The sequence below is a fragment of the Neisseria sp. S1 genome, assembly GCF_048060015.1.
GTDB lineage: Bacteria > Pseudomonadota > Gammaproteobacteria > Burkholderiales > Neisseriaceae > Neisseria > Neisseria arctica.
In genome coordinates this window covers 21118-40189 of the sequence record NZ_JBLUPI010000013.1, presented here as the reverse complement: position 1 = coordinate 40189, position 19072 = coordinate 21118, and the positions used below count along the sequence as shown (strand labels likewise).

Here is a 19072-nt window from a genome sequence, read left to right as displayed (position 1 = left end):
TTCAGACGGCATTTTTTTATTTGCTCTATCAATAACGGTAGCGGGGACGAATCGGATATCCTACCGGTTCGGAATCCTGATAAATCACCGTCGTACCCGGCGGCGCATTAATAGTGACGGTTTTATTGACTGTGGTTTGGTTGTGTACCGGCAAATCTACCGCCGCCACTCTGCCATAGGGCGTTTCCGCATACATACAACCGCCCAAACAGACTACCGCCGATACAGCCCATACCCATAATTTCATATCGTTCCTTTCAGACGGCCTTTTTTAGCGGCGGCGGATTTCCCAACATTGGTGGATTTTCTTATTACGGAAATCTTCCGGAACAGACTGTTTCGAAATATCTTTCACCCTATATTTTTCCGATACCGCAGCATCCAGTTCGAAACTGCGCAGATTATTAGAGAAAAACAAAACGCCGTCCTCAGCCAACAAAGCAACAGCCCCGTCAATCAAACGCCCATGGTCTCTTTGGATATCCAAAATATCCAGCATCTTTTTACTGTTGGAAAAACTGGGAGGATCCATCACAATCAAATCGAATCGTTTCCCTTCCTGAGAAGCCATCTGCAGATATTGGAACACATCCGCACGCACGATTTGATGTGCTTGCAAATCCATACCGTTCAGTTCGAAATTACGCCGCGCCCAATCCAAGTAAGTATTCGACAAATCAACCGTTTCACTTGAAACCGCACCGCCCGTAGCGGCATATACGGTAAAACTGCCGGTATAGGAAAACAAATTTAAAAACCGCTTGCCCGCAGCCATTTCACCTACCCGCCTGCGTGTATTACGGTGATCCAGAAACAGGCCGGTATCCAAATATTTTTCCAAATTCACCCAAAAACGGCGTCCGTTTTCGGTAACAGTAAAATCCTCACCCGCCAAGCCCGTTTTCTCATACTGCTGCGTACCTTTCTGCCTCGCACGGCGTTTCAAATGGATATTTTCAGCACTGAAGCCGGTTACAAAGGCAACTGCTTCCACCACTTCGGCCAGCCACGCTTCATATTCCTCCGGCTGCATCAGCCAGCCCGTATCATACTCCTGCAAATGTATATGCTCGCCATAAACATCAACGGCGAAAGGATATTGGGGAATATCACGGTCATACAAACGCCAAGCCTCGATATCGTTGCGCCGTGCCCATTTCAACTGATGCTTGGCATTTTTGCCCAAACGGTTAACAAACGCGGTAATGTCACTCATTTTTCAGACGGCCAGTTGGATAAAAAAGCGATTTTACCCTACTTAACCCGATTGTGCTTGACCGCAATAGCATATCTCTTTATGATTCACCCCTCATTACCTTTGAAGCCATCGTCTTCAGCCAACCCAAGCCCAGTTGCTTGCACGCCTTTGAGCGTATCTCTGATTTGCAGGTTGTCGCCGATGTTTAACCCACAAGCATAAAAGCTTGCGACAACCTTGCAGTAACCTTTTTCGTTACCCGTTCCCATGCTTCAGGCTGCCGATTTGATAAACGGCAGAATGTGTTGTTGTCCGTTTTAGGAACATCATGTCCGTAAAATTTGCCGACCTACTTCTAAATAAAGACATCCTTTCATCGTTGACCGCAGCCGGTTACGACATCCCCACTCCGATCCAAACCCAAGCCATTCCAGCCGCTCTCAACAAAAAAGACATCATGGCATCGGCGCAAACCGGCTCGGGAAAAACCGCCGCCTTCCTGCTACCTACCCTGCAATGCGTTACCCGCCGCAGCGAAAAACCCGGAAAAGGCCCGCGCGCCCTGATTCTGACTCCTACCCGCGAATTAGCAGCACAAGTTGAAAAAAGCGCCCAAACTTACGCAAAAAATATGAAATGGCTACGAACCGTCACTTTGGTCGGCGGCTCATCGTTCGGCCAACAGATTCATGCCCTCAGCCGCCCCGTCGACATCATCGTCGCTACCCCTGGTCGCCTGATGGATCATATGCGCAGCGGGCGCATCGACTTCGACCGCCTTGAGGTGCTGATTCTTGACGAAGCCGATCGCATGCTTGACATGGGCTTTATCGACGATATCGAAACCATCGTTGCAGCCACTCCCGAATCACGCCAAACCCTGCTCTTCTCAGCGACATGGGATGGTGCTGTTGGCAAACTGGCGCGCAAACTGACTAAAAATCCTGAAGTTATCGAAATCGAACGTGTCGACGAACAAGGCAGAATCGAAGAGCAACTTTTATACTGTGATGATAAAAACCATAAAAACCGCATGCTCGACCATATTCTACGAGACGCCAATATCGATCAAGCCGTTATTTTTACTTCCACCAAAGCCATGAGTGAACAATTGGCCGACGAACTTTACGAAAAAGGGTTTTCTGCCAACTGCCTGCACGGCGATATGCCGCAAGGCTGGCGTAACCGTACCCTGATGGATTTGCGTAAAGGTCGTATTAAAATTTTAGTTGCTACTGATGTTGCGGCACGCGGAATTGACGTCCCCACCATCACTCACGTTATCAATTACGACTTACCCAAACAAGCCGAAGATTATGTGCACCGTATCGGACGAACTGGTCGTGCAGGCCGAACCGGCCTAGCGATTACCTTTGCAGAAGTAAACGAATATGTAAAAGTGCACAAAATCGAAAAATACATTAACCGAAAACTGCCAGAAATGACTATCGAAGGCATGGAACCCACCCGCAAGCGCGGCAAAGGCGGCGCCGGCAAACCCAAAGGCAAAAGCTGGGGAGGCAAAGGCGGCTCTTGGGGGGAGAAAAAAATCGGTGATAAAAAATTCGGCGGCAAACCGAAAACCGAGGGTTTCAAAGGTAAACCAAAAAGCGAAGGCTTCAAAGGCAAGCCAAAATCTGCTGGCAGCTTTAAAAAAAGTACTCCGGCCAAACGCGGCTAGACCATAAAATATAAAGTTCGAGATATAATAAAGCCGGATAATCCCCAAAGATTATCCGGCTTTCATTATTGGAGAAATTATCAAGCCAAACGGTTGCCTAATAAGAAAATTTCATTCACCCAACACGGCAACTTACCATTGCAGCTCATTTTTTTAAAGAACCCCCTCTTCCCACAATGAAGAATACTTATTCAAACCCTATTAACCCTAATAACATTTATCCAAACCTTGCCCAACACAAACCTGATGTAATCAAGCAATATCTCTTATACGAGTATTTTAAAATCTCCGAATAACTGCAAAATAACAAATGCCGTCTGAAAATGTTCAGACGGCATGGATAAAGCTGATTGAATAACCGCTACCTCTAACAATCATCCCGATTTTTATCAATCTGGTTTCAAATAAGCAGGAAATATATCGTCAAATATATTCACTGATGTTTTATGAATCTGCGGCATGGCGGCAAATTTCTACCGCTTCTTGTAAACTGCTCACACCAAAAATCTGTAAATTCGGAAACTCCCGCATATCACGCGGTAAATTAGCCTTAGGCACAATAGCCTTTTTAAAACCCAATTTTTCCACCTCTTTCAAACGCTCTTGCCCACGTGCGACCGGACGCACCTCGCCGCTCAAACCGATTTCACCGAAAGCCACCATTTTCTCAGGCAGAGGACGGTTTCGAAAGCTGGAAAGCATAGCCAAAATAATCGCCAAATCCGCAGCAGGTTCGTTAATCTTGACACCACCTACCGCATTTAAAAATACGTCTTGATCAAAGCATGCAATCCCTGCATGGCGATTTAATACCGCCAATAACATCGCCAAACGGTTTTGCTCTAATCCAACCGTCAAGCGCTTGGGAGTAAAACCGTGCGCATCATCTACCAATGCCTGAATTTCTACCAACAACGGACGACTACCCTCTTGAGTAACCAATACGCATGAACCGGGCACATCGTCACGATAGCTCGCCAAAAAAATCGCCGATGGATTGGAAACGCCTTTTAAGCCTGTTTCAGTCATCGCAAATACACCCAATTCATTGGCCGCGCCAAAACGGTTTTTAATCGCACGTATCATGCGGTAATTGGAATGCTGATCCCCTTCAAAATACAACACGGTATCGACCATATGCTCCAACACACGCGGGCCTGCGATTGCTCCATCTTTGGTTACATGGCCGACCAAAATCATACTGATCCCCATTTGTTTCGCCATACGCGTCAGCTGTGCCGCACACTCACGTACTTGGGAAACCGAGCCAGGTGCAGAAGTAATCTGATCGGAATACATGGTTTGGATCGAATCAATCACCACAACCGCAGGTTCATGCTGCTTCAAAGCCGCCTGAATCGCTTCCATACGGATTTCAGCCAAAAGGTTTACACCATCACTCTGCAAACCCAAACGTTGGGAGCGCAAAGCCACTTGTTGTGCCGATTCCTCGCCGGACACATACAAAACTTTTCGGTTTTTGGCCATCAGAGCAACTGTTTGCAATAACAAGGTTGATTTACCGATACCCGGATCACCTCCCAATAAAATCACCGCACCTTCAACTAAACCTCCTCCCAATACACGGTCCAACTCGCCCATACCTGTTGCGCAACGGGGCACTTCTGTTGCCGTTACTTTCGACAGCTCCTGTACTTGAGATACATCTGCCGCCCAAGACTGAAAACGGGCATTTTTCGGCTCAGGCGCTGCCAAACTTTCCTGTAACGTATTCCACTCACCGCAATGCGGGCATTTTCCTTGCCACTTTGGAGTTGTACCGCCACATTCGCTGCATTGATAAATTGTTTTCGGTGCTTTTGCCATAATTGTAAAAAGGCCGTCTGAAAAGCAAGATTGTAGCATGTGCTGCAATCCGTGTTTTCAGACGGCCTTATATATTCAGAAAATCAACAAATATAGATTTGATGCTTTTATGCACCTAATTTTGCTATAAGGAGATAATTGATGCCGAACTACCGCTTTACTACCGCTTTACTATCGCTTTACTACCGCTTTTCACATGCGCCACTGGTATTGAAACCATTGGCTGCAGCAGCTGTTGTACAACTGTAGTTATTGCCGAAACTGTCCATCCATGCGGCAAGCGTATAATTACTGTCCTTAGGCGTACTTACCAAACAATAAGTAGTCGGGCAACCGGCTTCTTTCAATTTCAAGGCCACCGTATATTTTTCATTGACCCTCTTATCCAACTCATTGCTGATAGTAATCACATTTTGCAAATCTACTTTCGGATTTTTAACCTGCTCGGTTTTTAGCAAAGCATTAATTTTCATCATATCCGCTTGTGCACTAACCAAATCGCCACGCTCTACATAACGGATATAGGAAGGATACGCGATAGTTGCCAATATACCTAAAATAGCGATAACAATCATAATTTCCAATAATGTCATACCGGCAGTATTCAATTTTTGATTCATAATCTTTGCCCGTATCAATTACCCGATGATTCAACATAAGATTGTACCGTTACCATCGTATTGGCATTTTTACCCCAAGCCCTGGCTGTTACACGGTAAACCGTAACATTATTTTGATGACTGATAAACTCAATCACATAACGTGCCGCCTTACTGACACCGCTACCGGTTGCCCCATACGTTTTACCTTTGCTTTCCAAGCAAGTATCCTTATCACATGATGCAGCCTTCCAAACAGGAACACTACCGCCGGCTGCCAAAGTTATAGTACCTTGGCGGGTACCGCTAACTGTTGCAGCTTGCGCATTTGCAGGAGAGCATAAGCCATCTGTGCAATCAGCAGTAAAACTAGGATCCTCCAAATCTGCAATTTCACTCTCCCCTTGCCGTAGGGCAGCTTCTGCAACCGACATCGCCAACTTGCGATCGGCATCATTTGAACTGATCCGCATTTCCGTATTGTAGGATTGGGCTGCAGCCACGACCAATACGGCCACCACAATCATCATAATCAGAACGATAAACAAAGCAAAGCCCTGCTGCTTAACCGGCGGCATATTGCTTAAATATTGTCTTCGCATGTCATACCTCCCCTTACAGCAGCATCAATTGTATAAATATCTACATTACCTCCATCAACATTACCACTACCCGCTGCTATACTGCCGCCATTCAACGTAATACGGATTAAAGCAGGTGCCATATCAGTACGGAGCTGGGTAGAAAATTGATAGGTTTCACTTGCTGCTGTGCCTGCTGCAGCACCTGCAGCATTATTCGGGCATACTAGATAACCATAACGTATGGCCATACTTCTTATACCGGACATTAAAAATTGTGGATTACCCCATTCTCCTCTATTATTTAACTCATAGCGGAAAAGCCCTTGCTGCACCTCCCCAATCGTATCTATAGCACCTATAGCATAAGCATTTACCATATAGCGCTGTACCGCCATTTCCGCCGGCACATGGTTTGGAGATATTGCCGGATCTGTAGTTAATTGATTCTGGGAAAATGTTACCGTTGTAGGACGATCTAGTACATTACAACTACTAACTACCAAAGGCATTGAGGTATTATTACTTAAGCCTTGTAAAGGATCATTTGCAGGTATATTCAAACGCAAGCCGCCTGCTGCATTCTCAGAAACAGAAGCAGAACCTATGCCATACTGGAAAATTAAAGCATCGCCGGTTAAACCCGGAATACCCAAAGATGCCTGTTTAATCGGAATCAATGCAGTTTGACTGGCATCTGTAGGTTGCAACTTAAATATTACGTTTCCATCGGTAGCGCCATCGTTTTTAATCGCATCTGCTTTATGATTTAACATATTGAAGCAACCGAAACCACCTGCCATACGCGCATCCCGCACAATTAGATTGGCAGCATTACGCAAATCCTGCTGTACGGAAAGTCTGGCAAGCGCAACATCATTGATTTTCCGTGAAGCAAAATAACCCGAGCCGACTGCGATTAACACAATCATACTCAATATACTGGCCACCAAAAATTCAATCAGGCTGAAGCCTTTTTGCCGTGCTCTTGCCGCCGTTATGTGTCTTGTTTTTTTTATATTTATCATCATTATTGTGATACCCGTGCCGAATAAGTATAGCTTTCAGTTATTTGGTCATCTCCACCCCATGTTACGGTAATTACCGTATCACCGGTTGCATTTGCCGCAATTGTATATCGTGCAGGAGTCTCGGAAACATTGAGTAATGCATTCTCAAACTCAGCCAATTGACTTGCCGCCAACTCGCTTTTAGTAAATTCGTTTTTATTTGTTATTGAAGTTTGCTTTGCGGTACCGGTTTTATGATAAGCAGCATAAGAATAACTTTTCCAACCTGTTTCATTGCCATTTTTTGTTACTGCCGTAGCTGTTGGATTAGCCAACATACCTTCAATCAGATTCTGCACTGCTTGTGCCGCAACTGTTTGACTTTGAGCTTCAGCCACGCCGGAAACCGTACGTAGCTGGGTAGCCAACAATGCCAAAATACCTAAAGCCAGCACGACCATAGCCACCAATACTTCGATTAACGTCATACCGCTCTGCTGATTTTTCAGACGGCCACGGCTGGATTGTTGAATATCATATGACTTCACCTTCATTACTTTCATGGCTTTTCCTTACATCCAGCAGGTTCGCAAAAACTTACACGTCCACTGTTATCAACTAACAGCTTGGATTGATAACCCGAATCATTGGCAGTATCGCTCAAAGCCAAAACTACGGCACCCGCCGACCAGCTTAAGCTGGCGGGACTCGTATTTTGGGTGTTATAGCCGAAGTTGCCGTTAGGTAAAAATCCCATCATTTTAACAGCTGCACCATTGCCCGAAACTGGTACAGATTCGGCACTAAAAGAAATTGCCGAGCTACCGCTCGTATTCAATGGTACTGCACGTAGAGCAATATCAGTAGAGTTACGTTTATAACCCACAACACCATCACGCTCGGCATATGCCGCAATACCCTGCTGGGCATAATTAGCATCACAATAACTGTCGACATTACCGTCAGATTTTACCTGCACAGGGCAAATATAAACGGGAGCGTTCAAACGCACGGCTTCCGCACGCGCAAAACGGAGAAGATTAGCCACTTTTTCGGCTTGCGATGCCACTTTCCGGCTGGCAAGCCATTGGCTCATATTTGGAAGGGCGATGGTTGCCATGATAGCCATCACGGCAATCACCACCATCAATTCGATTAGTGTAAAACCTTTTTGTTTCAAATGCATAAATTTGCCTGATAGACGTAATTCGGTAAGACCAAGTTAGTTTCAAACTGCATGGGCTTACGTAATGTGTAGTATTTTGTGAATTTTTTATGATGGCATTTTAAACGATAAGTGTGAGAGCACCTAATAAAATATGGTATTTCGCTATACTTATGTATCAATCTTCCATCATTGCCGACTCAGGAATATAAGCCGCATTATCAAATTTTGTAAACTGCCCCATAAAGGTGAGAAAAACCTTACCCGTTGGGCCGTTACGATGTTTACCGACGATACACTCAGCCAAACCTTTCAACTGACTTTCAGCATTATAGTATTCATCACGATACATAAACATAATTAAATCAGCATCTTGCTCAATCGCACCGGATTCGCGTAAATCCGACATCATCGGACGCTTATCGGTTCTTTGCTCTACTGCACGACTTAACTGCGACAAAGCAATCACCGGCACTTGCAACTCTTTGGCTAATGCCTTCAAAGAACGTGAAATCTCTCCCAACTCCGCAGTTCGGTTATCTGAGCGGCCCGAACCTTGCATTAATTGCAGATAATCGATCACAATCAAACCAAGCTTACCCCCAAACTGACGGGCCAAACGGCGGGCCCGGGCACGCAATTCAAGTGCAGTCAGACCCGGTGTTTCATCAATAAACATCGGAGCATCAGATAACTTCACGACCGCATCGTTCAAGCGCCCCCAGTGTTCATCTTGCAACGCTCCGGTTTTCAATACATGCTGGTCAATTCTCCCAACCGAACCCAACATACGCATTACAAGCTGTGCCCCCCCCATTTCCATGGAAAATACGGCAACCGGCAACTTTAATTCCACTGCTACATATTCGGCGATATTGATTGAAAAAGCCGTTTTACCCATAGAGGGCCGACCGGCAACGATAATCAGATCCCCCGGCTGCAAACCCGATGTTTTTTTATCTAAATCGATAAAACCCGTTGCTATGCCAGTTACTTCATTAGGATTATCGCGCGAATAAAGCATATCAATGCGCTCAACCACCTCTTTCAGCAGCCCGGGCATATCCAAAAAACCCTGTTTGGATTTTGCTGTACTTTCCGCAATTTGGAATACTTTATTTTCCGCTTCATCCAATAATTGCCCCGCATCCCTCCCCTGAGGGTTATAAGCACTGCGGGCAATATCCGTTCCGACCTCTGCCAATTGCCGCATAATCGAACGCTCGCGAACGATCTCAGCATAACGGCGGATATTAGCTGCAGACGGCGTATTCTGAGCTAATGTAATCAGATAATTAAAGCCCCCAGCCGCCTCTAACTCATCGTTACGCTCTAAAGCCTCCTGAACCGTAATCACATCAGCAGGACGGCTTTCATTAATCAAATTGGCAATAGCACGGAAAATTACTCTGTGTTCGTGGCGGTAAAAGTCTTCTCCCATGACCACATCAGCAATGCGATCCCATGCCGAATTTTCCAACAACAGACCGCCCAATACCGACTGTTCAGCCTCCATTGAATGCGGCGGCAACGAAAGCACACTCACTTCCCTATCATCAGACGGCATCATATCGGTTAAATCATTCATACTGCATTCCTTATCGATCAACTTATCATTATAACGGTTGGAAGAGAGCTACGATAAGTTTTATTGGTTTTTTCAAGCCGAAGCAGGTAAAATCAATCAAGCTAAACTTGGTAGCCGCCACTTAACAACAGGCAGCTTTTCCAAGTATGCAAACACACAAACACCAAACCACAGGAGTGAATCATGGAACACAAATTGCCCGAACTACCCTACGCTTTAGACGCTCTCGAACCGCACTTGTCCAAAGAAACTTTAGAATACCACTACGGCAAACACCATCAAACATATATCACCAACCTGAACAATCAAATCAAAGGCACCGAATTTGAAAATCTGTCTTTGGAAGAAATCGTTAAAAAATCTTCAGGTGGCATCTTTAACAATGCGGCCCAAACTTGGAACCACACTTTCTACTGGCTGGGCTTTACACCCAAAGGCCAAGGCAAACCTAGCGGTGACTTAGCTACCGCAATTGATGCCAAATGGGGCAGCTTTGAAGCCTTCCAAGAAGCATTCAATGCCTGTGCTGCAGGTACTTTCGGCTCCGGCTGGGCTTGGTTGGTCAAAAAAACCGATGGTTCTTTAGACTTGGTTTCCACCAGCAATGCCGCCACTCCGTTAACCGGAGATGCCACTCCATTGTTGACTTGTGACGTATGGGAACACGCCTATTATATCGACTACCGCAATAGCCGCCCGAACTACCTCAAAGGCTTTTGGGAAATCGTAAATTGGGATGAAGTAGCAAAACGCTTTGCTTCATAACTAATTGAAATACCAATGCCGCCCACTAAAATTATGGGCGGCATTTTTCATATTCGTACATCTCATATCTCAAAAAATCTTTATGATTAATTATAAAGGTCGGCTGGGAAATGGCCTCTTTTCAAATCGGGCAATCTCAAGCCGCCTGAAAATTCGGTCTTTCAAATACTCCAAATGTAACCCGTACAAATCGCGCAGAACAATAATTACTGACTCCGACTTGCGTAAAAGAAAAACTACAACCATAAAAAAAGCAGGCCGAAAGCCTGCTCTTTGGATGCTTTTAAAACAAATATTTATTACAGAGCATCCTTCAATGCTTTACCTGCACGGAATTTAGGTGTTTTGGCTGCTGCAATAGTCAGGGGCTCACCGGTTTTAGGGTTACGGCCTTGGCGCTCTGCACGCTCACCAACATAGAAAGTACCGAAACCGACCAGAGTTACGGTATCGCCTTTTTTCAAGGCGCCGGTTACGGCATTAATCATACCGTCCAATGCTTTAGAGGCAGCAGCTTTAGAAATATCAGCTTCTTGAGCAATCGCTTCGATTAATTCAGACTTGTTCACGATAAGTCCCTTTCTATTGTTTAGAGAATAATGAAAGCCACGTATAACGGGCATTTGGTTAAAACTTACACATCTGGCGACTTTATAACAAGCCTAAAAACACCGTGTCAAGCACAAAGGTACGGAATATGGCGGTTTATTGACGTTTATCCACTATACTCCATACCTTTTACAACACATCAGCTACAATTCTAATGCTTGGTGGCTTTTGTACTTGACTTGCCCGTTACTGTAGTACCCGATGCGGGACCAACAGTATCTTCAAGATCTTTCCAAGGCGCCGGTTGGCGCTCCAAGCCCAAAGCCAATACTTCATCAATCCATTTGACAGGATGAATTTCCAAGCCGTCTTTCACATTTTGAGGAATTTCCTCTAAATCTTTCACATTATCTTTCGGTATCAAAACATGTTTGATACCGCCACGTAATGCAGCCAAGAGTTTTTCCTTTAAGCCGCCGATGGGCAATACTTCGCCACGCAAGGTAATTTCCCCAGTCATCGCCACATCAGCACGAACCGGAATGCCGGTTAAAGCCGAAACCATGGCCAATGTCATCGCAATACCCGCGCTCGGGCCGTCTTTCGGAGTAGCTCCTTCCGGCACATGCACATGCATATCTTTTTTCTCGTAGAAGTCAGGTGCAATACCCAAACCTTCGGCACGAGAGCGTACTACGCTCCAAGCAGCGGAAATAGACTCTTGCATCACATCTCCGAGCTTACCGGTACGCACTATATTACCCTTGCCACGCAAAGCAACGGCTTCGATAGTCAGCAATTCTCCGCCAACCTCCGTCCAGGCCAAACCTGTTACTTGCCCGATACGGTTTTCCGATTCGGCCACACCGTAATCAAAACGGCGAACACCCAAGTATTCATGCAAGTTTTCGGCATTCACACTTACAACAGCTGCTTTACCGGTTCGGCCTTTACCCTTAGGCTTACTTGCCGCTTTTTTATCTTCTGCCAAAGCAACCGACATCACGACTTTACGGCAGATTTTAGCAATTTCGCGGTCAAGCGAGCGCACCCCGGCCTCGCGGGTATAGTAGCGGATGATATCGCGCACAGCGGTTTCATCAATGACTGCCTCACCCTCTTTAACACCATTGCGCTTCATCTGCTTAGGTACCAGATATTTCATAGCAATGTTTATTTTCTCATCTTCGGTATATCCTGAAAGACGGATAATCTCCATTCTATCAAGCAATGCCGGAGGGATATTCAAGCTATTGGATGTAGCAATAAACATTACATCGCTCAAATCGTAATCAACTTCCGCATAATGGTCGGCAAACTTACTGTTTTGCTCAGGGTCAAGCACTTCCAATAAGGCACTAGCAGGATCACCGCGGAAATCATTCCCCATCTTATCGATTTCATCTAATAAAAATAATGGGTTTTTTACACCGGCTTTAGCCATGTTCTGTAAAATTTTACCCGGCATCGAACCGATATAGGTGCGGCGGTGACCTCTTATTTCGCTTTCATCCCGAACGCCACCCAAAGCCATACGCACATACTGGCGTCCCGTTGCTTTGGCAATAGATTCACCCAAAGAAGTTTTACCTACCCCCGGTGGACCTACCAAACACAAAATCGGGCCTTTGATTTTATCAACACGTTTCTGAACTGCTAAATATTCCAGAATACGCTCCTTTACTTTTTCCAAACCGTAATGGTCTGCGTCAAGCACCAGGTCTGCTTTTGCAATATCTTTGATAACGCGTGATTTTTTCTTCCACGGCAACTCAAGTAAAGTATCAATATAGTTGCGGACAACTGTTGATTCCGCCGACATAGGCGGCATCATTTTCAGCTTTTTGAGTTCAGACAGACATTTCTCTTCAGCCTCTTTACTCATACCGGCAGCTTTAATTTTTGCCTCTAACGCATCCAGCTCGCCACGCTCGTCTTCCTCACCCAACTCTTTCTGAATTGCCTTGACTTGCTCATTAAGGTAATACTCGCGCTGCGATTTCTCCATTTGGCGTTTTACACGCCCGCGGATACGCTTTTCCACCTGCATAATATCCAGCTCAGACTCGATTTGCGCCAGCAAATATTCCATCCGCGCCGAAACACCTACGGTATTCAAAATTTCTTGGCGCTGGTCAAGCTTCAATTGCAAGTGGGCGGCCACAGTATCTACCAAGCGGCTATTATCCTCTATGCCGTGAATGGTACCCAAAACTTCGGCAGGTATTTTTTTATTCAGTTTGGCAAACTGATCAAATTGGGCTAATAAGGTTCGACGCAATGCCTCCATATCGGCATTATCCGTTTCGGTGTCATAAACAGCCTCCACATGCGCCAGAAACAGATCCCCGTTATCTTCTACGGTTAGCGCACGGGCACGTCGGATACCTTCTACTAATACTTTTACTGTTCCATCAGGCAATTTTAATACTTGTAAGACGTGTGCAACCGTACCCATCTCATGCAGATCTTTAGCATTGGGTTCTTCATCATTGGGGTTGCGCTGCGCCAATAAAAATACCGGCTCATCATTTGCCATCGCCAAATCCAGCGCGGCAATTGATTTTGGCCGACCTACGAAAAGCGGCAACACCATATGCGGATAAACCACCACGTCACGCAAGGGCAATGTTGCCAATGCACTGTATTCCTCGAATTTTTTGTCTGTCATTGCTGGTATCTCTTGCTTCATTGCAAATTAGGTTAACTGCGAAGTTGGGGCAGCACTACTTTTTTCAAGCCTTGAAAAGAAGATGGCCGGCATCTATGTTCAACCTTTACACAAATCATCCCCATACCGGTAGCAAATGTGTAAAAATGTTTTGATTAACGATTTCCCTGCAACATAGATTCAGACGGCACTTTGCGATAGAATAAAAAAAATTTTGTTGCCTATGCCGTCTGAAAATGTTTCAGATAACCGGTATGCCGCTTTTTAAGGAGTTGCAATGTCTGAAGAACAAACCTCACTGATCGAATTTCCCTGTCAGTTCCCTTTGAAAATCATGGGTGCGCAACATCCTGAATTCGAATCAACAGTATTGGAAATCATCCGTCAACACGCCCCGGATACCGAAGCCGGGCAAATCAGTATCCGTCCAAGCAGTAAAGGCAATTATTTAGGTGCCACAGCTAAAGTAAATGTATCTAGCCAGGAGCAGCTGGATAATATTTATCGTGCCCTCACAAGCCATCCGATGATCAAAATGGTTTTATAAAATGAAAGTTGTAGAGCTGGGCCAAGCTGAATACGCACCCGTCTTCGAAGCTATGAAAGCATTTAATGCGGAGCGCACCGATGCTACCGAGGATGAACTGTGGATAGTCGAACACCCTCCGGTTTTTACCCAAGGTTTGGCGGGTAAGCCGGAGCATTTGTTAATACATGACGACATTCCCGTTGTACAAATTGATCGAGGCGGACAAATTACCTACCACGGCCCCGGCCAACTGGTCATTTACACTTTGATTGATTTTAAACGCCGCAAAACCAGTGTTCGCCATATTGTTTCGGCTTTAGAAAACAGTATTATCGCCACTTTATCCGATTACGGTATCGAAGCGGCTGCCGATCCGGCCCGCCCCGGCGTATATGTTGATGGAAGAAAAATCGCTTCACTAGGTTTGCGTATTAAAAACGGTTCGGTTTACCACGGCTTGGCATTAAACGTAGATATGGATTTAACCCCCTTCACACACATCAATCCCTGCGGCTATGCCGGAATGGAAATGGTACAGATTGCCGACTTCATCACACCCTGTCCGCCTCTAAGCGAAGTTGCCGCAAAACTCACCGAACACCTTAGCGCCAATCTTGCCTAATCTCGAAAGACACATCATGAGCGAAATCAAAACAGATCCCAAACAAGGCATCAAACTGAAAGGTGCCGACAAAACCGCGCGCATTCCGATTAAAGTTGTTCCTCTTGAAGAAAAACTAAAAAAACCCGAGTGGATTCGCGCCAAATTACCAAGCGGAAAAAAATTTTTCGAAATTAAAAACATACTGCGCGATCAAAAAATGCATACCGTATGTGAAGAAGCCTCATGCCCTAACATCGGCGAATGCTTCAGCAAAGGAACCGCAACATTTATGATTATGGGCGATATCTGTACCCGCCGCTGCCCATTTTGCGACGTAGGACACGGCCGCCCCAACCCGCTAGATCCGGACGAACCGAAAAATTTGGCAGAATCGGTTGCGGCGATGAATCTGCGCTATGTCGTGATTACCTCTGTTGACCGAGACGATCTGCGTGATGGCGGCGCCCAACATTTTGCCGATTGTATCAATGCCATCCGCGAAAAGAGCCCGCAAACCAAAATCGAAATTCTCGTACCCGATTTCCGTGGGCGTTTAGATATCGCCTTAGAGATTCTTGCTCAAACTCCGCCTGATGTATTAAACCATAATTTGGAAACTCACCCGCGCCTATACAAACAGGCTCGCCCGGGTTCAGATTATAAGCATTCTCTCGAATTATTACGCCGTTATAAAGAAATGATGCCACATATTCCTACCAAATCGGGCATTATGGTCGGCCTTGGTGAAACGGATGACGAAGTACGGGAAATTATGCGTGATATGCGTGCCCACAACATCGAAATGATTACGGTAGGGCAATATCTACAACCTTCAGACGGCCACTTGCCTGTCTTACGTTATGTAACGCCTGCTCAATTCAAAGAGTTTGAACAAGAAGCTTATGCCATGGGCTTTACGAATGCCGCTATCGGTGCGATGGTGCGCTCCAGCTATCATGCCGATGAACAAGCCGAAATCGCACTAAAAGAAAGCCAAGAGCAGACAACCACCATTAATTAACCTATCACCAATAAAAAAACAAGTGGTTAAATAACCACTTGTTTTTTATTCCCCCTAATAAATATTAAAAACCGCCCACACCGGCTATACCTCATTAGGCTTATCCTTATCCGATTCAGACGGCTATACAGCAATTTTTTCGGAAACAACCGAATATTTATATTATATCAACTGATTTCCACATAAACAGGTATTGAATCCAATTCAAGTATAGGCATACTTTCTTGAAAATACTGAGTATTTAAAATGCAATCAGATTTGCTATAATACATTTGGCATATTCATAATTATTTATATCCAAATAATTAAAGATAGATTATGCAATATACCTTTATTTTAGATGATATAAATCATCAATTCGGGAGAAATAATTAATGAAACGAAGAATCAGTTTAAAAATATTGATGGTATTAGGCAGTTGGTTACCTCCCTCTTACAGCAAACCATTTGGGAAAACAGCTAAAAAAATCCGCTTTCTATTAGGAAAACAAGTTTGTCCGAATATGGGGAAAAATGTCAATATTGAAAAAGGTGCGTATGTATTTCCCGATACTGTGATAGGTGATAACTCGGGAATTGGTGTAAACAGTGAAATTTGCCGGGGATTAACCATCGGTAAAAATGTCCTCATGGGGCCTGAGTGCATATTTTACTCAAATGCCCATAAGTTTGATAAAGAACGGCGTATATTTGACGGCTACACGGAAACCAATCCGATCACTATCGGAGACAATGCCTGGATAGGCCGGCGTGCCATCATTATGGGGGGAGTTACCATCGGCGAGGGAGCAGTCATCGGGGCTGGCTCCGTTGTTACCAAAGATGTTCCTCCTTATACTTTGGCTGCAGGTAATCCTGCGATAATAAAAAAATCATTATTAGACTAACAATAAAGGCCGTCTGAAACTTTTCAGACGGCCTTTATTGTTACCAATCACTTTTTAATACAATCCGATAACGTGCTTTGCCTGCTTCAAGATGTTGAACAGCTTCATTTACCCGAGACATCAGATACTCTTCAACAATCGGCTCTACCTGTTTACGGGCGGCAAACTCTATCATTGTACGCAATTGTGCCGGCGAACCGGTAGGAGACCCCGCTACGGCTTTTTGCCCGCTGATCAATGAAAATGCGGCAATATCAAGTGGCTCCAACGTAGCACCGACAATATGCAGTTTTCCATGCGGTTTCAGCAAGGTCATGTAAGCATTCCAGTCTAATTTCACGTTAACCGTTGAAACGATCAGATCCAAGCTGCCTGCTGCCTGGGTAAATGCTTCCGTATCGCGAGAGTCCAGAATTTTATGTGCTCCCATGCGGTAAATCGCATCATATTTATCAGGATTCGAACTAAATGCGGTTACCTCGCAGCCCCAAGCATTGAAAAAACCTAACGCCATATGACCGAGACCGCCAACGCCGATTACGCCAACTTTATGACTGGCATTGATTCCATGCTGCAACAGTGGCTCAAATACGGTAATTCCCCCGCATAGTAAAGGGCCAGCCTTACTCATATCCATATTTTCAGGCAGAGGAATCACCCATTGCCATTGGGCACGCACTTTATCGGCAAAACCGCCCTGATGTATTCCGCCAAGGACCGTAGGCACAGCATGGGAACATAAATTAGCATGGCCACCGATACAGGGATCACAGTGCTGGCATGATTCTGCTGTCCACCCCAAACCGACTTTTTGCCCCACTTTCAAACCCTTTACCGCGTTTCCCATTCTCACTATTTCTCCAACCACCTCATGACCGGGTACCAAAGGATAGTGGCTGAACCCCCAATCGTTAGCCATCATCGACAAATCAGAATGACAAATACCGCAATATTCAACCTTAATTTCTACTTCGTCGTTTTTCAGCTGGCCTGCGTCAAAATCATAACGCTCAAGTTCTGCTCCGGGCTGCTTTACCGCCCAAGCACGAATAATATTTTCATTACCCATCATTTCACTCTCCAAAATAATATAGCTATGCAGATCTTCACATGCTTACGTCTGCATCACAAGTAAAATCAATCAAACTGTCCTCCCTGCCGTCTGAAAAATATTAAAATGCCGCCGAACATATCTATCCGTTGCCATCAAACAAAAACAATTAATTCATATAATAACAAACTCGGATTTTACCTAGCTGATTCTTTACCTGCTCTTTCAAAGCACTTATGATGAACTTTTCATATTTCCTTATCACGGTTTCATATGCGGGCATTTATCCTTAGCGATTGTGAAAACTCCGAGTGTTCGGAAAAGTCATATGCTCTTTTAGTGGCTAATTTGACTAAAGGCCATCATTTCATCGCTCAAACCGAACAGCGGCAGTTTGCATTTAACACTCGTGTAAATCCGCAAAACCAAAATGTCTACCGCTGGCCGGTTAATCTGCTTCATTCCCCTTACCGAGGCGAAGCACAAAGCGTGAATATCGCATCCAATCTTGAAGTAAATAATTTATATACGCTGACCTTTGACAATGGCAACGGGGGAAAGCAATATAATTTGGAAAGCTGGTTCAGCCGATACGAAAGCGGCTTCGAAGAAGCTTGCCAAAACTTACGCCAATCCCCTTCTGGCCATCTGAAAATTCCATCTTCATTATGGCAGGTACTAAAGTTAAAGCTATTGAGTATTTTACGAAACCCTCATAACCGTGAAGACCATTTCGTTTACCTCTGGCACCAAGCCCTGCAACACCGCCTTCCTCAAATAAGTGCCGAGTTTGTCGAACTCATTGCACAAAGGCCGCACCAACGCGTAGAAAAGATTTTGCATACGTTTGGCTTTACCATGGATGAATACACCCGCTGGCTGGCCAATCTTTACGGAATGCTGAGCGAAGGCTTATATCGTCCCTCCTTATTCGAACGAATGTTTGCCGCCTTATTCACCGATCCCCAAGCCGTTAAAATCGGCTTATACCGTTATCATTATGATTCAGACTGTTGCTTATTCAATGATCGGGGTTATTGTCTGCAGGCATCATCAACACAAATAAGTATCGGGATAGGGCTGGCTTCGGACATGTTTTCCATTATTCATATTCCGCGCAGCTATTGGGAAACGCTACCGAAATGGTTTGATGCGCTGCCACCGCCACCGCAAGGAGAAATGGTTGTATACGATAACGAAAATACCCAACGCCTTACCTACAACCGCCTTACAGCCGCCCGTGCCCGATATGCGGCATACGGCAAAAGCAACCGGCGGCAAGATTATTTTTGAAATATATACAAACTACTCAAGCAATATCTTACCTTCCAATATGCCGTCTGAAA

Annotated in this window: 20 protein-coding genes; 7 read left to right on the top strand and 13 right to left on the bottom strand. The window is 45.1% G+C overall.

Annotated elements, in window-relative coordinates; genetic code table 11:
• Positions 1–28: 28 nt before the first annotated feature.
• The 3 genes from ACEPPX_RS09845 to ACEPPX_RS09835 form a co-directional block, all read right to left on the bottom strand.
• Positions 29–247, bottom strand: coding sequence for a methionine-binding protein (locus ACEPPX_RS09845; protein WP_416623869.1), 219 nt, complete (start codon positions 245–247; stop codon positions 29–31).
• Positions 248–271: 24 nt separating this feature from the next.
• Complete coding sequence (locus ACEPPX_RS09840) at positions 272–1216, bottom strand: class I SAM-dependent methyltransferase (RefSeq protein ID WP_416623868.1); 945 nt, start codon at positions 1214–1216, stop codon at positions 272–274.
• An 86-nt stretch (positions 1217–1302) separates the two neighbouring features.
• Positions 1303–1467 carry a hypothetical protein gene (locus ACEPPX_RS09835; protein WP_161796048.1) on the bottom strand — a complete coding sequence of 55 codons (165 nt, stop codon included), beginning with the start codon at positions 1465–1467 and terminating at the stop codon, positions 1303–1305.
• A 59-nt stretch (positions 1468–1526) separates the two neighbouring features.
• Here ACEPPX_RS09835 and ACEPPX_RS09830 point away from each other — a divergent pair, with 59 nt between their 5' ends.
• Positions 1527–2879 (top strand): DEAD/DEAH box helicase, encoded by a 1353-nt coding sequence (locus ACEPPX_RS09830; RefSeq protein WP_047760588.1) that lies wholly within the window; start codon positions 1527–1529, stop codon positions 2877–2879.
• 444 nt (positions 2880–3323) lie between these two features.
• On the opposite strand, the gene radA is transcribed toward ACEPPX_RS09830, so the two are convergent.
• From radA to dnaB, 7 genes are all read right to left on the bottom strand, one after another.
• Positions 3324–4706, bottom strand: a complete 1383-nt coding sequence (radA, locus tag ACEPPX_RS09825) for a DNA repair protein RadA (protein ID WP_416623892.1) — start codon at positions 4704–4706, stop codon at positions 3324–3326.
• A 182-nt stretch (positions 4707–4888) separates the two neighbouring features.
• On the bottom strand, positions 4889–5326 hold the full coding sequence (locus ACEPPX_RS09820; RefSeq protein WP_416623867.1) for a type IV pilin protein: 438 nt from the start codon (positions 5324–5326) through the stop codon (positions 4889–4891).
• A 14-nt stretch (positions 5327–5340) separates the two neighbouring features.
• A complete protein-coding gene (locus tag ACEPPX_RS09815; protein ID WP_416623866.1) occupies positions 5341–5907 on the bottom strand; it encodes a pilus assembly PilX family protein in 567 nt (188 codons plus the stop codon).
• A complete protein-coding gene (locus ACEPPX_RS09810; protein ID WP_416623891.1) occupies positions 5889–6914 on the bottom strand; it encodes a PilW family protein in 1026 nt (341 codons plus the stop codon). The genes ACEPPX_RS09815 and ACEPPX_RS09810 overlap by 19 nt, the downstream gene beginning before the upstream one ends.
• Before the next feature lie 2 nt (positions 6915–6916).
• A complete protein-coding gene (pilV, locus tag ACEPPX_RS09805) occupies positions 6917–7459 on the bottom strand; it encodes a type IV pilus modification protein PilV (RefSeq protein WP_416623865.1) in 543 nt (180 codons plus the stop codon).
• Positions 7456–8082 (bottom strand): GspH/FimT family pseudopilin, encoded by a 627-nt coding sequence (locus ACEPPX_RS09800; RefSeq protein ID WP_416623864.1) that lies wholly within the window; start codon positions 8080–8082, stop codon positions 7456–7458. The genes pilV and ACEPPX_RS09800 overlap by 4 nt, the downstream gene beginning before the upstream one ends.
• Positions 8083–8239: 157 nt before the next feature.
• Positions 8240–9649: a replicative DNA helicase gene (gene dnaB, locus ACEPPX_RS09795; protein ID WP_416623862.1), complete on the bottom strand. Its 1410-nt coding sequence runs from the start codon at positions 9647–9649 to the stop codon at positions 8240–8242.
• Positions 9650–9832: 183 nt separating this feature from the next.
• Between dnaB and ACEPPX_RS09790 the strand changes: the two genes are divergently transcribed.
• Positions 9833–10414, top strand: a complete 582-nt coding sequence (locus tag ACEPPX_RS09790; RefSeq protein ID WP_047760593.1) for a superoxide dismutase — start codon at positions 9833–9835, stop codon at positions 10412–10414.
• A 299-nt stretch (positions 10415–10713) separates the two neighbouring features.
• On the opposite strand, the gene ACEPPX_RS09785 is transcribed toward ACEPPX_RS09790, so the two are convergent.
• Both ACEPPX_RS09785 and lon read right to left on the bottom strand, forming a co-directional pair.
• Positions 10714–10983 (bottom strand): HU family DNA-binding protein, encoded by a 270-nt coding sequence (locus ACEPPX_RS09785; RefSeq protein WP_047760594.1) that lies wholly within the window; start codon positions 10981–10983, stop codon positions 10714–10716.
• 191 nt (positions 10984–11174) lie between these two features.
• The gene (lon, locus tag ACEPPX_RS09780; RefSeq protein ID WP_416623861.1) at positions 11175–13634 is read right to left on the bottom strand and encodes an endopeptidase La; all 2460 of its coding nucleotides are present in this window, start codon (positions 13632–13634) and stop codon (positions 11175–11177) included.
• Between the two features lie 277 nt (positions 13635–13911).
• Between lon and ACEPPX_RS09775 the strand changes: the two genes are divergently transcribed.
• The 4 genes from ACEPPX_RS09775 (at position 13912) to ACEPPX_RS09760 (ending at position 16675) form a co-directional block, all read left to right on the top strand.
• Positions 13912–14181, top strand: coding sequence for a YbeD family protein (locus tag ACEPPX_RS09775; RefSeq protein ID WP_047760596.1), 270 nt, complete (start codon positions 13912–13914; stop codon positions 14179–14181).
• 1 nt (position 14182) lies between these two features.
• Positions 14183–14785 carry a lipoyl(octanoyl) transferase LipB gene (gene lipB / locus ACEPPX_RS09770; RefSeq protein ID WP_416623860.1) on the top strand — a complete coding sequence of 201 codons (603 nt, stop codon included), beginning with the start codon at positions 14183–14185 and terminating at the stop codon, positions 14783–14785.
• A gap of 16 nt (positions 14786–14801) precedes the next feature.
• Positions 14802–15788 carry a lipoyl synthase gene (gene lipA, locus ACEPPX_RS09765; RefSeq protein WP_047760598.1) on the top strand — a complete coding sequence of 329 codons (987 nt, stop codon included), beginning with the start codon at positions 14802–14804 and terminating at the stop codon, positions 15786–15788.
• 374 nt (positions 15789–16162) lie between these two features.
• Complete coding sequence (locus ACEPPX_RS09760; protein ID WP_416623859.1) at positions 16163–16675, top strand: acyltransferase; 513 nt, start codon at positions 16163–16165, stop codon at positions 16673–16675.
• Positions 16676–16715: 40 nt separating this feature from the next.
• Here ACEPPX_RS09760 and ahr read toward each other — a convergent pair whose 3' ends face one another.
• Positions 16716–17747 carry an NADPH-dependent aldehyde reductase Ahr gene (gene ahr, locus ACEPPX_RS09755; RefSeq protein WP_416623858.1) on the bottom strand — a complete coding sequence of 344 codons (1032 nt, stop codon included), beginning with the start codon at positions 17745–17747 and terminating at the stop codon, positions 16716–16718.
• 252 nt (positions 17748–17999) lie between these two features.
• Here ahr and ACEPPX_RS09750 point away from each other — a divergent pair, with 252 nt between their 5' ends.
• On the top strand, positions 18000–19019 hold the full coding sequence (locus ACEPPX_RS09750; RefSeq protein WP_416623857.1) for a hypothetical protein: 1020 nt from the start codon (positions 18000–18002) through the stop codon (positions 19017–19019).
• The last annotated feature ends 53 nt before the right edge of the window (positions 19020–19072 follow it).

Coding starts and splice junctions, on each gene's coding strand:
- ACEPPX_RS09845 (WP_416623869.1), bottom strand. CDS start 247: ATGAAATTATGGGTATGGGCTGTATCGGCGGTAGTCTGTTTGGGCGGT.
- ACEPPX_RS09840 (WP_416623868.1), bottom strand. CDS start 1,216: ATGAGTGACATTACCGCGTTTGTTAACCGTTTGGGCAAAAATGCCAAG.
- ACEPPX_RS09835 (WP_161796048.1), bottom strand. CDS start 1,467: ATGGGAACGGGTAACGAAAAAGGTTACTGCAAGGTTGTCGCAAGCTTT.
- ACEPPX_RS09830 (WP_047760588.1), top strand. CDS start 1,527: ATGTCCGTAAAATTTGCCGACCTACTTCTAAATAAAGACATCCTTTCA.
- radA (WP_416623892.1), bottom strand. CDS start 4,706: ATGGCAAAAGCACCGAAAACAATTTATCAATGCAGCGAATGTGGCGGT.
- ACEPPX_RS09820 (WP_416623867.1), bottom strand. CDS start 5,326: ATGAATCAAAAATTGAATACTGCCGGTATGACATTATTGGAAATTATG.
- ACEPPX_RS09815 (WP_416623866.1), bottom strand. CDS start 5,907: ATGCGAAGACAATATTTAAGCAATATGCCGCCGGTTAAGCAGCAGGGC.
- ACEPPX_RS09810 (WP_416623891.1), bottom strand. CDS start 6,914: ATGATAAATATAAAAAAAACAAGACACATAACGGCGGCAAGAGCACGG.
- pilV (WP_416623865.1), bottom strand. CDS start 7,459: ATGAAAGTAATGAAGGTGAAGTCATATGATATTCAACAATCCAGCCGT.
- ACEPPX_RS09800 (WP_416623864.1), bottom strand. CDS start 8,082: ATGCATTTGAAACAAAAAGGTTTTACACTAATCGAATTGATGGTGGTG.
- dnaB (WP_416623862.1), bottom strand. CDS start 9,649: ATGAATGATTTAACCGATATGATGCCGTCTGATGATAGGGAAGTGAGT.
- ACEPPX_RS09790 (WP_047760593.1), top strand. CDS start 9,833: ATGGAACACAAATTGCCCGAACTACCCTACGCTTTAGACGCTCTCGAA.
- lon (WP_416623861.1), bottom strand. CDS start 13,634: ATGACAGACAAAAAATTCGAGGAATACAGTGCATTGGCAACATTGCCC.
- ACEPPX_RS09775 (WP_047760596.1), top strand. CDS start 13,912: ATGTCTGAAGAACAAACCTCACTGATCGAATTTCCCTGTCAGTTCCCT.
- lipB (WP_416623860.1), top strand. CDS start 14,183: ATGAAAGTTGTAGAGCTGGGCCAAGCTGAATACGCACCCGTCTTCGAA.
- lipA (WP_047760598.1), top strand. CDS start 14,802: ATGAGCGAAATCAAAACAGATCCCAAACAAGGCATCAAACTGAAAGGT.
- ACEPPX_RS09760 (WP_416623859.1), top strand. CDS start 16,163: ATGAAACGAAGAATCAGTTTAAAAATATTGATGGTATTAGGCAGTTGG.
- ahr (WP_416623858.1), bottom strand. CDS start 17,747: ATGATGGGTAATGAAAATATTATTCGTGCTTGGGCGGTAAAGCAGCCC.
- ACEPPX_RS09750 (WP_416623857.1), top strand. CDS start 18,000: ATGCGGGCATTTATCCTTAGCGATTGTGAAAACTCCGAGTGTTCGGAA.